Source organism: Trichocoleus sp. FACHB-591 (genome assembly GCF_014695845.1).
Taxonomy (GTDB): domain Bacteria; phylum Cyanobacteriota; class Cyanobacteriia; order FACHB-46; family FACHB-46; genus Trichocoleus.
Genome location: NZ_JACJPA010000119.1, coordinates 38,257 through 52,434, shown reverse-complemented (window position 1 = coordinate 52,434; position 14,178 = coordinate 38,257). Strand labels below are relative to the sequence as shown.

9 protein-coding genes are annotated in these 14,178 nt (G+C 47.4%); 7 read left to right on the top strand and 2 right to left on the bottom strand.

Annotated elements, in window-relative coordinates:
- Window positions 1-4 precede the first annotated feature (4 nt).
- On the bottom strand, window positions 5-1,639 hold the full coding sequence (locus H6F90_RS27190) for a cyclic peptide export ABC transporter (protein WP_190555141.1): 1,635 nt from the start codon (window positions 1,637-1,639) through the stop codon (window positions 5-7).
- Between the two features lie 260 nt (window positions 1,640-1,899).
- Between H6F90_RS27190 and H6F90_RS27185 the strand changes: the two genes are divergently transcribed.
- The 7 genes from H6F90_RS27185 (at window position 1,900) to H6F90_RS27155 (ending at window position 12,949) form a co-directional block, all read left to right on the top strand.
- On the top strand, window positions 1,900-4,671 hold the full coding sequence (locus tag H6F90_RS27185; protein ID WP_190555140.1) for a tellurite resistance TerB C-terminal domain-containing protein: 2,772 nt from the start codon (window positions 1,900-1,902) through the stop codon (window positions 4,669-4,671).
- A 51-nt stretch (window positions 4,672-4,722) separates the two neighbouring features.
- Window positions 4,723-6,051 carry an ATP-binding protein gene (locus H6F90_RS27180; RefSeq protein ID WP_190555139.1) on the top strand — a complete coding sequence of 443 codons (1,329 nt, stop codon included), beginning with the start codon at window positions 4,723-4,725 and terminating at the stop codon, window positions 6,049-6,051.
- 63 nt (window positions 6,052-6,114) lie between these two features.
- Window positions 6,115-7,248, top strand: a complete 1,134-nt coding sequence (locus H6F90_RS27175; RefSeq protein ID WP_206756207.1) for a DUF3883 domain-containing protein — start codon at window positions 6,115-6,117, stop codon at window positions 7,246-7,248.
- Between the two features lie 391 nt (window positions 7,249-7,639).
- Window positions 7,640-8,185 (top strand): GerMN domain-containing protein, encoded by a 546-nt coding sequence (locus tag H6F90_RS27170; RefSeq protein WP_190555137.1) that lies wholly within the window; start codon window positions 7,640-7,642, stop codon window positions 8,183-8,185.
- Between the two features lie 294 nt (window positions 8,186-8,479).
- Window positions 8,480-8,833, top strand: a complete 354-nt coding sequence (locus tag H6F90_RS27165) for a hypothetical protein (RefSeq protein ID WP_190555136.1) — start codon at window positions 8,480-8,482, stop codon at window positions 8,831-8,833.
- A gap of 143 nt (window positions 8,834-8,976) precedes the next feature.
- A complete protein-coding gene (locus H6F90_RS27160; protein ID WP_190555135.1) occupies window positions 8,977-11,166 on the top strand; it encodes a DEAD/DEAH box helicase in 2,190 nt (729 codons plus the stop codon).
- Between the two features lie 454 nt (window positions 11,167-11,620).
- Window positions 11,621-12,949 (top strand): hypothetical protein, encoded by a 1,329-nt coding sequence (locus tag H6F90_RS27155; RefSeq protein WP_190555134.1) that lies wholly within the window; start codon window positions 11,621-11,623, stop codon window positions 12,947-12,949.
- Window positions 12,950-12,986: 37 nt separating this feature from the next.
- On the opposite strand, the gene H6F90_RS27150 is transcribed toward H6F90_RS27155, so the two are convergent.
- Window positions 12,987-14,120 (bottom strand): cob(I)yrinic acid a,c-diamide adenosyltransferase, encoded by a 1,134-nt coding sequence (locus tag H6F90_RS27150; protein WP_190555133.1) that lies wholly within the window; start codon window positions 14,118-14,120, stop codon window positions 12,987-12,989.
- Between the last annotated feature and the right edge of the window lie 58 nt (window positions 14,121-14,178).

The following is a 14,178-nucleotide window of genomic DNA, read 5'->3' as shown; positions in this document are numbered from 1 at the left end:
AAAATTAGGCAGCAATGCGCTTGTCGTATTCCAGCTTGCCATAATCCAGCTTCACAATGCGGTCAGCAAGGTGGAAATAGTGGTCGTCGTGGCTAATCACTAAGACAGCTTTGCCTCTCTGCTTCAGCTCTGGCAAAAGTTGCGTGTAGAAAATCTCTTTGAAGATCGGGTCTTGGTCGGAAGCCCATTCATCGAATAGATAAATGGGGCGATCTTCTAAGTAGGCCGTGAGCAGCGCCAATCGTTTGCGTTGCCCCTGAGAAAGCGTGGTGGTCGATAGGGTGCCGCCTTCAACTCGCACCTTGTGGTCGAGGTGGAGCTGAATTAGGTACTCTTTGGCTTGCGGATCGAGATCAGCGCGATCGCCCAAACCCAACAAGCGATCGAACAGGTAAAAGTCAGCAAAAACCACCGAGAAGTGCTGCCGATACCATTCCCGATTCGCATCGGTGATCGGTTGACCATCGAGTTTTAACTCACCCGCTTCGGGGCTGTAGAGTCCTGTAATCAGCTTGGCGAGGGTTGATTTGCCGCTACCGTTACCCCCTACCAGAAACACCACCTCTCCCAGTTGAAAGCTTAAAGTTAGCGGTCCTAGTGAGAACCCGTCTTCTTCCCGTTCGCCTCGGTAAGCATGAGTCACCTCTACCAGATCAAGCCGTTGCCAAGCTGGATTGGGTGGAGGAGGGGCGATCGCTGTTGCTTCAGTAGCGTGTTCTGCCAAAGCTAACCCCAAGGCTTGAATCGCGTCTAGGGCTACGGTGGCTCGACTCAAAACGGGAATCACCCCCAAGATTCCTTGGAAGGGCAGCATTAAATAGAGTGCAACGAGGGCATAACCAGACAGAATTTCGGGGCTGGTGCTGATAAAGCGAGGCAAGGCGAATAGCAACAAACCGATGATCAAGAAGGTGGCGAGAAGTCCATAGCCTCCAGCGATCGCAAAGGTGGTCATGCCTGCGATGTTGTGGTCACGAGCAGCTGTGGCAGTCACATAAAGATCTTCGGTCAGGAAGCTTTGTCGCCGCTGATAATGCAGCTTTAGCTCCTTAATGCCTGCGATGATTGCCTGGAAGTGATGTAATAGGTTGTCTTGTTCTTTTCGAGCCAGAGATAGAGCTTTTCTAGCCCTACTAATAATTACTTGCAGGCTAGCAATCACGATTGCCAGCACTAGCATCATTAACCCAAATACAGACAGTGAAAGCCACGCGAGGTAGGTGAGGCAACTGACCAGAATGGCAATATCAATGCAGAGCACTGGAAACGAGAAGAGGGCATTGGCAACCGATTGAATGTCATCTGTGAGGGTAGCCAGAAGCCGAGATGCGCCTAGTGCTTCTAGTTGACGCAGGGGGGAAGCCAGTATTTGACGACTTAACAACAGCCGCAACTCAAAAATTGAGCCTTGGGCCAGTCGAGCTAACAAAATCTGCGAGGCGATCGTGGTGAGCAACAGCACTATGCCCAGACCTGCAAAATTGCGCATCAAGGCAGCAGTGGGCGGATTCTGGCTGGTTAAGCTGGTGTTGGTCAGGGCAATGAGTCCGGTACTACTCGCACCGCCCAGCAGCCCAGTTAGCATCGCCAGTAGAACACTCACCCAAGAGGTTTTGAGTAGCAGATAAACCAAGTTCACAGGAGTTTAGCCTCGCAACTGGATGGTTAAGCAATCTCTCAAAACCAGAACTTCACCTTCTAAGTTAGTATTTCCGCCTATTAGTTTCTAGAAGTAGACTGGAAAAAACTGCGGAGTACCGGAAATTGCCGCTTCAGTTCGAAGAAGTGTACTGAATGCTATATATTCTCTAGTCGCTGCTACTCATCCGTGACAGGAATGCCTTGGCTGTAAAGCAGTAGCACAAAATTGCCCCCGACAGAATTAGTAACAAAGCTTGCATGCTAGTCAATCGGATCGTCATCGGTTCAGCCGCTTTCGGCCTTAGCTTTGGCTTGAGTTTTCTCGCTGAGCGCAACTTGCAGCGATCGCTCCTCACCGGGTTAATTGCGCCGGGTGCCTATGCAGGTGCCGTTGCTATTGACGATCGCCAGAAGCAGCAAGCCCGATTAAAGGGACAGGCGATCGCGGGACAGTTGCAGGCTTACGAGCAACGGCAAGCCGAAATCCAGCAAGCCCTTCTGAGTGCAACCGCAGAAAGGCAACAAGCCGAAACCAGTTTGAGCTTTTTGCAAGCTGACCTTGAAAAGCTTCAAACTCGAATTGCTGAACAACAACAGCAAGATTGGGAATTAGGTCAAGCAATCGCTACTTTGGAAGGTCGCAAGCAGCAACTGGAAGCTAGTTTTCAGCAGTGGCAGGAACGGCTACAGGATTTGGCAACGCAGGAAGGCGAAATCCAGCAAGCGATCGCCACTACGAACGAGGCGCGGCAAACTTTAGCGGTTGATGTGGGCCAGCTCCAGCAAGAACTGACGCAACTCAAGGCTCAAGCTGCTGAGTTTACGACTCAGAAACTCCAACTCCACGGCGAAGTTGCTGCACTGCAAACGAGCAAGCAGTTATTAGCCGCAGAAACCCAAGATTTGCAAGCGCAAATTCAAACGCTAGAGCGATCGCGGCAAACCCTAAACGAGTCTCTGGCAGAACTAGCAGCGATCGATGTGCACCCCCTAAAGTCAGAGATTCAAGCCATCATTTCTGCCGTTGATGTACAACCACTGAAGTCAGAAATCCAAGGATTAGTTGCAACGATCGACATTGAGCCACTAAGAGCCGAGATTCAAGAGCTAGCGGCAGCTATCAATGTGCCGTTGTTGAAAGCGGAGATTCAAGAATTAGTCACTGCGATCGATCTGCAACCGCTGAAGTCGGAGATTCAAGAATTAGTCACTGCGATCGATGTTCAAAAGTTGAGATCAAAGATTGAAGCATTAATTTCAACCATTGATGCACAGTCATTGAAGTCGGAAATCCAAACCATCATTTCCGCGATCGATGTGGAACCACTGAAATCGGAAATCCAGAAGATTGATTTACAACCTCTGAAGTCAGAAATTGCAGAACTAGTTGCCGCGATCGATCTGCAACCGCTGAAATCAGAAATTCAAGACCTAGTTACGGCGATCGATACACAGCCGTTAAGAGCGGAAGTTCCAAGCATTGATTTGCAACTGCTGAAATCGGAAATTGCAGAATTAGTTACAACGATCGATCTACAACCGCTGAAATCGGAAATTGCGGGGTTAGTTGCAGGGATTGATCTCCAACCCTTGAAGTCAGAAATTCAATCGTTATTTGCGGCGATCGCCACTCAAAGGCGCGAGCTAGAGACATCTCTGGAAACTCTGCTAGCACAGGTTTCGAGTCGAGAATCTCTTCCTGGCAGACTTATAACAGTTGAATCCGTACTTCCAGCGATCGCGCCGCCGTCTGAACTGCCTGTTCCTACATCTAATCCAGATGCAGATCAAAGACCTTTTTTACCTCCTGAGTGGCACGAGCTGATTAATCAACTTTCCGACTCTGAATATTGGGCATTAGAAGCGATTCTGCGACAAGATGCTGAAGAACTGCGACAGATTGCTGATGCGGTGCCCACCATGCCGCAAATGCTGGTGGATGCAATTAACGAGAAAGCGGATGCCATCATTGATGACCTGATTTTTGAGCCTGGAACCTCCTCGCTGATTCCACAAATTTATGAGGACTATGAGGAGTATTTGCAGCGAGCGATTGCGGTTGTGGGTCGGGAAAGTTTCCCGGTCACGACCATTGATGTTGAGGTGGCGGATGTGCCAGCTGCGATCGCGGCGCTACCCTCCAAACTGGGCACCTGGAAATGTCGGGTGATCTTTGAGAGTGGAGCCAATGCTTTAGTAGTCACCCCGGATAGCCAAACCTTAATTAGTGGTGGTAGTGACAACAAGCTGCAAGTTTGGGCCTTAGAAGGTAAATGGGTGCAAACCCTCCCTCACCCAGAAAACTCTGGCTCGATTTATGCCCTAGCTCTACATCCCGGCGGCAAGCTGTTGTTTAGCAGTGGCAGCAGCAACACGATTAAAGTTTGGAACCTCAAGGCAGGGAAGTTATTACGAACCCTCACCGGACATACAACCGCCGTAAATGCGATCGCAGTTAGCCCAGATGGACAATTGCTCGCCAGTGGCAGTGCCGATCGTAGCATTAAGGTATGGGACATCAGAAGTGGGAAGTTAATTCAAACCATCAACGGTTATGGCTTCATCACCTCAGTGGTTTTCAGCCCTCGTCCTGACAGAGACATTCTGGCCAGTGGTGATCAAAATGGCACCATTCACCTCTGGAATTTGGACACCAAAACAAGTTTCAACTCGCTGCCTGCTCATGGCAGTAAAGTTTGCTCAATGGCATTTAGCCCCGATGGCAAAACCTTGGTCAGTGGTGGTGCAGATGGCACCATCAAGCTTTGGGATTTAGGCCCAGACGTTAGTTCTAGCCTCGCGTTGCATAAAGGTCAAGTATCGGCAGTTGCCATTAGCCCCAATGGTCAGTTCTTAGCCAGTGGCGGTGAAGATGGCACACTGAAAGTTTGGAATTTAGAGTCGAAAGAATTACTAACCACTTTGAGCGACCATACGGCTAAGATTTGTGCGATCGCCTTTGCGCCAGATAGCAATACATTGGTTAGCAGTAGCGCCGACCAGACCATCAGAGTTTGGCGGTACAGTTAACAGACACTCGTACCAATCCACATCAGCCACTACAAGACCGAGCAAAGACACATGGCAAAGCAGAAACTTTCTAAGCGCGTATCCACAGCCTTGATCAATGCCTTGGGTGCGGGGGTTGTGCCCAGAATTGGTCTAGAGCAAATTGCCGTGGGTCGTGAAACGGAAGCCAAAGCCCTGGTGCAAGACCTGGAAAATACGGCTGAGGGTGGTGCAGCCTTCCGGTTTGTCGTCGGTCGCTACGGATCTGGTAAGAGCTTCATTCTGCAACTGATCCGCAATCAGGCGATGGAGCAAGGTTTTGTGGTCGCTGATGCTGATTTATCTCCCGAACGCCGCTTAGCAGGAGCCAGTGGACAAAGTATCGCCACGTATCGAGAGTTGATGCAAAACATCGCCACAAAAACGAATCCAGATGGTGGTGCGATCGCCCTAGTTCTGGAACGTTGGATTAGCAGCGTCTTAACTCAAGTGGCTCAAGAAAGCGGCAAACGGCCTAAAGATGAAGGCTTTGATGATTTGGTAGAAGTCAAAATCCGGGAAGTGGCCCAAACCCTAGAAGGATTAGTTCACGGCTTCGACTTTGCCAGTGTGATCATCGCTTACTGGCGGGGCTACCGCACCGACGACGACACGCTAAAAGATTCCGCTCTACGTTGGCTACGGGGAGAATTCTCGACCAAATCTGATGCCAAAGCTGCCTTGGGTGTAAAGGTGATCATTGATGATGAAACTTGGTACGACTACATCAAACTGTTTGCCAAATTTGTCTCTGGAATTGGCTACAAAGGCTTGCTGGTGCTGCTAGATGAGGCGGTGCATCTCTACAAAATCACCCATGCAGGTTCCCGCCAGAACAATTACGACAAGTTGCTGGCAATGTTTAATGACACCGTGCAAGGTCGAGTCGGACATCTCGACATCATCATCGGTGGCACGCCACAATTTCTCGAAGATTCCCGCCGAGGACTCTACAGCGACCCCGCTTGGCAACGCCGCACCGCTCAAAGCCGCTTTGCTCAACCAGGTCTGCAAGATACCTCTGGCCCCGTAATTCGCCTAGAACCCCTCACTCAAGCCGAAATTCTCCAATTGCTGCAACGCTTGGCAGAAGTTCATGCCGCTCACTACGCTTACCAAGCTTCACTGAATAATCGTGACCTACAAGCCTTCCTCAAAGAAATCACCAACCGCTTAGGAGCCGAAGCGCTGCTCACCCCCGGCGAGATTGTCCGCGACTTTATCAGCGCCCTCAACCTGCTCCACCAAAACCCCAAACTCTCCATCACCCAACTTCTCGGCGGCCCCAATTTCCAACCTTCCCGCTCAGGCAAAGACGCCAAAGTAGACGAAACGGGAGAATTCGCAGAATTTACACTCTAAACGCAGACAGATTGATGAGCGATCGCTTTCACTATTGATTAAATTGCAGAGAGCGATCGCTCTATGACACTACAAGGAGTTGTGAATATTGCGTTACACAGATCCTCCCCTGTGGTAAAGATGTTTGTACTTGTAAACGGTAGTTGTATGGCAATTTACCTGGCTCCGGCCACACGTCAGAATATAGAGGTTTCAATAGAAAAAAATGTACCTCTTCAAATCTTAGAAAAATATTTAGACAACCATTTAATAAAAGAAATATCCGAAAGAGGGAAGGGTATTTATCACTGCTGGGCTATGACACGAGCTAAGAAAAGAGATTTTATGAGTATGGCTCTTGGTGATACTGTTCTTTTATCAGAAAGCGGAACCAAGAAGTTTAACTATGGTGCTCATGTAATTTGCAAAATTCAAAGCCCTGCTTTAGGCAATAGCTTATGGCCTTTTGTTGGCAAAAATCCATGGGAGTTTATTTACTTTTTAACCGACGTAATTTCCCTGAATATTCTCAAAAGAGATTTACTTAATAAGCTGAACTACAGCACAAGTTTTGATTTACCTGGTCCGCTCAGAGTGTCTGATGACCGTATGAAGTATTTTCAATTAGAAAATGGAGATTTATTTACTTGGTTAAACATGCCAAAGCCTCAGGGTTTGCTGTTACAAGAGCCAAGCAGTGATACAAAATCTAAAAAGCATGATTTTCTCGAAGAGGTCTCTCCTCCTCAACCAAAAGCATTTAGAGAAAAATTTCTTGCAAGCACCAGTTCAAACAGAACTACTTATTTTTGGGATGACAAAAACAACGAAAAAAGAGAAATTGGTCTTGCTGGCGAGAAACTTGTTCTGATGTATGAAAAACAATCCCTGATTAATAACGGAAGAGGGGACTTGGCTGAAAAGGTCTGTCATTCATCTGTTGTTGATGGAGATGGTTTAGGCTACGACATTAGGTCTTATACGCTTAAAGGAGAAGTCAAATATATCGAAGTGAAAACAACATCAGGTTCTATAAGAAATCCATTTTTCATAACAGCAAATGAGGTTGATTTCGCTCGGAATCATAGCGAAGAATATTATTTATTCAGAGTGTTTGAATTTAAAAAGGAGAGAAATTTAGGCAAGCTGTATATCATTGAAAATGATATTGATAACTGGCTAACTCTGGAGCCTACAGAGTACAAGGCTTTTATTTAGCATAAAGTAAAAGCTTTATTGGAAAACTACGCTGCTTGAATAAGGTCTTGAGCCAAGATCCCTCTGATTATTGATCCTTCATATTAAATAGGTAATTCTGTAATTACTTAAGTTGTCAAGTCTTATCGCATTCCATCCAATTTTCTAATAATTATTGAATTAAGACGGTAAGGATTCACAAAAGATTTTATTGCAGAGAGTTTTAGGAATTGGGCGATCGCTTTCACTATTGCTTAACTTAGAGAGAGCGATAACCTATCTTTTTTGACTTCCTGCTAATGGCTGAGTTGAGACAATGAGAGTTGCAAAAATTCTATTGCAGAGGTTTAGGAATTAGGCGATCGCAGAGTGAAGCTCACTCTTAGCAATCACACAATACTTGCCCAAAGACATGTTCAATTTACGTAACTCTCTCTTCTCTTGTTTAGCGATCGCCACCCTCGCTGGAGTTAGCCTCTACGACAACGGCCCTACAAATGCCCAATCTGCTGGAAATGCCGCAACAACAACCGTTGCTGCTACAACCAGCACCAAGCCAGTCAAAGTGTTTTTCCCCACCAGCCGCAGCCAACAAGATTTCTCTTACGTGGCTCCCGTAGTACGACGCACCCAAACTCAAGGGGTGGCTCAGTTTGCCATTGAGCAATTAATCGCAGGCCCAACCAGTCAAGAAAGACAACAAGGTTTTAGAGCCCCGATCAATTTTCAAGGTAGCTCTAACTGTGGTCGAGACTTTAAGCTTGCTGTGTCTACAGGCGTTGCCAAGTTACAGTTCTGCAAGCAAGTAGTATCCGGCGGCATTGGTGATGATGCGCGGATTAAAAGCTCTATCAGTGCCACATTAAAGCAATTCCCTAGCATTAGTTCAGTGGTACTTCTCGATCGCAATGGCAACTGCTTAAACGACCAAAGCGGCGAAAATCGCTGCTTACGATAGAGCTACAGAATGTCATCGCTTCAAGTTGAGTGATGAGTAAAGCGGTCGCTTTTAACTTAATTGATAAAGGGCGATCGCTTTGACAAAACAGAAATAGAAAACCAGATTCTTATTATTCTAAAAATACTCTGAAATTTTCTATTTGTTTGCCCGACTTGAAATACTATACGGCAAACTTCTGCTTATACATTAATTTGGGGTGAGTATAGAAGTCACTTATCTATTTACTTCGCCTCAAAATAATATGAACTGAGTTTGCTAAATCTACCTCTCTGTTCTCTGCAAGGATCACCTATGAATATAACTTTTTCACGTCTAGAACTTCAGGAAGTTGCTAAGTACCATAGGTTACTTTTATGGTCTATTCTGGCCGCTATAGCTGTTAACCTATCTCGTGTTTCTTTAGAAGAGCCATCCATAGGTTTGTTTGTATATGTGGCTGCATCAGTACTTCAGATATTTGCGTTGTACAAGCTTGGCAAGTCTCTCAAACTTTCCGTCACATCGATGGTATTGCTTATGATTGGTCTACTCGTACCAATTTTGGGCCTATTAATACTACTTTTTATGCACGATAAAGCAATGAAAGTGATGAAATCTGCTGGTGTAAAGGTAGGCTTTATGGGTGCCGCTCCAAATTCTATCTAACAAGGCTAATAAGAGCGATCGCCCTACTCACTCCTAACTCGCTATTAACCGCTGAACTGAAACGGGGAATAGCAAGAAAACAATTTCAACGACAATAGCCAGATCGTGTAGGGTGGGGTACTAGCCCAGCAACACGAATCCGTATGAGCGATCGCGCCTATCACCGCTTAGCCCCGTTTATTCAAGAATATATTTATAGCCACGGCTGGACTGATTTGCGGCAAGTGCAGGCGGAAGCTTGTCGGGTGATTTTTGAGACCGATGCTCATCTGTTGATTGCAGCGGGGACGGCGGCGGGCAAAACTGAGGCGGCGTTTCTGCCAGTGTTGACCTTACTCCACGAGGCACCCGCCAAAACGATTGGCGCGATGTATATCGGCCCGATTAAAGCGCTGATTAATGACCAGTTCGATCGCCTGAACGACTTATTAAAAGAAGCAGATATTCCCGTGTGGGCTTGGCATGGGGATGTGGCGCAGAGCCAGAAACAAAAGCTGCTAAAACATCCCAGAGGTGTATTGCAAATTACACCCGAATCATTGGAAAGCTTGTTGATTAACCAGAGCAAAAACCTCGATCGCTTGTTCGGCGAGCTGCGGTTTGTCGTGATTGATGAGATTCATGCGTTTATTGGTTCGGAACGGGGTTGTCAAATTCTCTGCCAACTAGCGCGACTGGCAAAGCTGACACAAAATCATCCTCGTCGCATTGGTTTATCCGCCACGCTAGGAGATTACGGGTTAGCCGAAGATTGGTTGCGATCAGGCACGCAGCAATCGGTGATCACGCCAGAAGTGAAAATTGGGCAACGTACCCTGCATTTATCTCTAGAGCATTTCTACCGCTCAGAGCCAATCCGCGCCAAAGGAGACAATCGGGATGCAGCGTTTAGCCCATACCAGAATTACTTGTTCAGCCAAACTCAGTCGCGCAAGTGCCTGATTTTTGCCAACAATCGCACCGCTGCTGAAGAAGCGATCGCTACTCTGCGCCAATTCGCCACCGCTAAAGGCTTGCCCGATATTTACCATGTGCATCATGGCAGTATCTCCGCCACTTTACGAGCAGCAGCGGAAGATGCGATGCGGGCTCCCACTCCTGCCGTGACCGCAGCAACCGTTACCTTTGAAATGGGGATTGATATTGGGCAACTGGAGCGAGTGATTCAGCTAGAGTCGCCTCCTTCAGTCGCCAGTTTTCTGCAAAGGCTAGGGCGATCGGGCCGACGGGGAACGCCTGCGGATATGCGCTTTGTCTGTGTGGAAGATCCGATCGTAGACCCAGAATTTTTGCCCGATCACGTTCCCTGGCAACTCCTACAAACGATCGCCATCCTTCAGCTTTATCTAGAAGAACGCTGGATCGAGCCGATTCAACCGTTGCAGTATCCCTTGAGCCTGCTCTATCACCAGACGATGAGTACGCTGGTCGCTTTGGGAGAGTTGTCCCCTGCTGCCTTGGCTCAGCAAGTGCTAACACTGCCAACTTTTCGAGCGATCGCTCCAGAAGAATTTCGCCAACTTCTGCGCCACCTGATTGAGATTGACCATATCCAGAAAACAGCAGAAGGCACGCTAATCGTTGGGCTGGCAGGTGAGCGGATTGTGCGGAGCTTTAAGTTCTACGCCACTTTCCCAGACAGTGAAGAATACACAGTGCAAGAAGGCACAACAGCGATTGGCAGTATTGCGCTGCCTCCGGATGTGGGCGATCGCGTCGCTCTAGCAGGGCGAGCGTGGCAGGTGCTAGAAATTGACGACAAAACCAAAACAGTATTTGTGCAACCCAGCGCTGGGGCCGCCAGTAGCGCTTGGCAAGGGGGCAGTGGCACGCTGCATACCAAAGTGCTACAACGCATGCGCCGAGTGCTATTTGAGGATACCGAGTATCGCTACTTGCAAACAGGAGCGAAGGAACGACTGCAAACAGTGCGGCAGTGGGCCAGACGGGTAGAACTCGATCGCCACCATTTACTGCAACTAGATGACCGAAGCTGTTGCATTTTTCCCTGGCTGGGCACCACCGCTTATCGCACCTTAGAGCGATACCTGAAGCTCTGCTGCCGAGACTCCCTAAAAATCAAGGGAATTGGGGGGCGATCACCTTACTTCTTTACAGTACAGTTAGGCAAAGCCAAGCTCGAAAACTTGCTGTGCGAAATTGTGGCGATCGCGGATGGCAAGCTGGCGGCTGAAGAACTACTGGGTCCGGATGAGGTACCGAGACTACAGAAATATGACGAATATGTCCCCCCAGAACTTTTGCGGAAAGCCTTTATCCTGGATCATCTAAATACCCTAGAACTAGGGAGTGTGGTGCGGCAATGGTCTTAAGACATTTGTCTTGATCCACGGAGGCTGAAAGTTACAGAGAGTATCGCTCAAGCGTCTCACCGACGGGGTTACCCGGAAAACCGTAAGCTGGCGTTGTGGTTTATGTTCTCAGTACTAAAACAAATAACCTATATCAGTGATGGGGCGATCGCGATCGTCTCGCTACACTGACTTTATCCTGAGTGACTTTGATCACGCCTGCCCGTATGATTCGTCACACTGATTACCTCAGTAAAGTCACTAGTATCCTGTGCGCGTCATCAGCCAAAAATATGAGCAGCTTCACCGCATCTACCAGGGTTGAATCACGAGGTTGCCTCCGGGCAAACCATAAGATTTGGAGCAACAGCCGCATCCGGGAGTCAGTTACTAGCTTGGATGCAGGTTGGCTGGCAAAAGTTCCCCAGTTGGTCTGTGCGACCTACTCCAAACTCTCCTTCCCTGTTGACTCCTTATGTTAATTCAAGAACCTGCGGTCGAGCGTTATCACCCTGAGCCTCATTTTCAGCACTTCACGAAGGGAATTGAACACGCTCAGGAAACAATCTATGAGTTCTTGATTCATACAGTCAAGCAATGCTCCCCAGAGGTTGCTTTAACCGAGTTTGAAAGCTTGTTTGTTCACTCAGTGAACATGACCAGCTCGGAGGTAAACCAAGCACTGTATCAAATCATTGTTGCCAATGATGAGCAAGAGTTTCGTAATACTCTTAAACGCTCTTGCTACATTTTAATTAACAACTGGAATACCAGTAAAAAATATCAGATAATCCAACAGCTAGTTGGCTTATTTCCTAAGATTAAGTTCAATCGCAAAACAGCTTCTCTTATTCTAACCCGTCTCAATAGTTGGCTAGAGAAGTTTGTCGGCAGCAGCGATTATCAAGAGCTAGAGTTATTTGTTTCTGCTTGCACATTTCAACCAGAAAGACCTTGGAGCCATCGCTATACGTCTTATTTGTTAGTTTCTCAGTTTGTGAATACCACAAATTCGGTAGAGCAGCGGGAAACAGCTAGAGTTCTATCAAAACAGTTAAAGGAGCAGTACAAACGAGATCTAGCTTTATATGTAGCTCGATCTCAGTCTAATGTTGTGCAGACTGTGCCTCTGAAGAACCCAACTCTGTTAGGAGATGAAGTACTGCTCTTAATTAAGAGATTAGTCGCTAAGAAATGTGTATTTAGCTATACTAACTTGGCTAACATTTTCTTGAAGCAAACCCATGAGTTAACTTATTGCCAGTTTAAGGACAGTCTCAAAAAGTACTTGATTTACTCTATGAGTAATCAAGATTTAGCAGAATCAGTGAAAAAATCATTGTTTGGTAGTTTGGAATCCCTGTACGAAATTCATGATGAGCGGGATTTAGATGATGCTTTGTTACTTAGAACTTGTAATCGAGTCATTGAATGTTTAACCACTGAGAATCGTAAAGAACCAAGTTCTTTATTCGCATTATTTGTCATGCAGAAGAGTCCAATTACATTGGTGATTCTGCTACTCAAATTAATTTTAATTTCTAAAAACTCTCGGACTCATCTAGAGTCTTGTATTGCAGATTTGATTCGGCACTATGAGAATTTGCAAGAAGCGGACTGTCAGTGGGTGATTCACTTTTTGGAGATCTTCAGTGTCATCTTCACCGTTTATGCAGAAGATGTAGAGTACAACTTGGTTAAAGTAGACCCAGAAAACGTCAACGGTTATCAGAAGCAGAATTTAGCGGCTTACCAGGTCTTCTCACAGTTTCGTGGCAATGTGGAAATACCTGCTCAGCTCTAAGGCTGAGGTTGCGATCGCCTTGACTGAATAGCCTAAGTTAAAAATCAACACCGCGCTTCAAATCCACTCCCTTCTCGGCATAGTGTTTGTGGCAAATCATTTCAGAATGCACACTAGCGAGATCAAAATAGGCTGGAGGATTATTGCAACGCCCGGTGATGATAATTTCCGTGTCGCGCGGTTTCCGCAGCAGCGCTTGCACAATTGGTTCTTCGGGGAGCAACTCTAGATCCACCGTCGGATTCAGTTCATCTAAAATAATGGTTTTGTATAGTCCAGAAGCGATCGCGGCTCTGGCGAGTTCCCAGCCTCGTTCAGCTTCCACATAGTCGAGTTCCTGTTGCTGGCCCCGCCACACAATCGCATCTCGGCCACAGCGTTGGTGATCGACTAAGTTAGGGTAGCTTTGCTGCAAGGCGGCAATCGCAGCATCTTCGGTATAGCCAGAGCCACCCTTCAACCATTGAATAATCAAAACACGGTGAGATTTATCTTGGCTAATGCCTTTGCCGATCGCTTGCAACGCTTTTCCTAGCGCGCTGGTGGATTTGCCTTTGCCAGCCCCGGTGTAAATCTCAATGCCATCAATCCCTTGCTCTGCGGCAGTGGGATGGTGGTGGGGTTTCATTTCTGAGTGTAGGTTGGCAATGTCAATCAAAGCTGGAGGAGCTGCCCGCCCGGTGGCAATAATCTCCATGTGCTCTGGCTTGTGCTTCAGTGTTTTGACCACTTCATCGACTGGCAACAAACCTAAGTCGAGCACTGGGTTGAGTTCATCCAATACCACGACCGAGTACAGACCAGAGGCGATCGCACCTTTAGCTACATCCCAGCCTCGTTGGGCTTCTAAGCGATCGAAGCGAGTGATGTCATCTAAACCAAAATGTTCGGCTCGCCCGGTACGTACTTGGTCAATCAGGTGGGGAAAGCCTCGCTGTAGAGCTTCGATCGCTGCATCTTCCTCATACATGCGACCTGGCCCCTTGAGAAAACGTAGGAGCAAGACGCGAGTTTGGACAGAACTGTTGATGCCTAAACCAATCGAGCGCAGCACCACACCCAGTGCTGCTTGGGACTTGCCTTTGCCCGCTCCATCGTAGACATGAATTTGCCCCTCTAGCCGCTCAGAACGTGCTTGAGCGGTTCGAATGCCAACGCCAGTTCTTACCATAGCTCTCAGTTTTCTCGTGCAGTTTCATCTTAGCGGAGGTGCTGTCAGCTTTACTTGA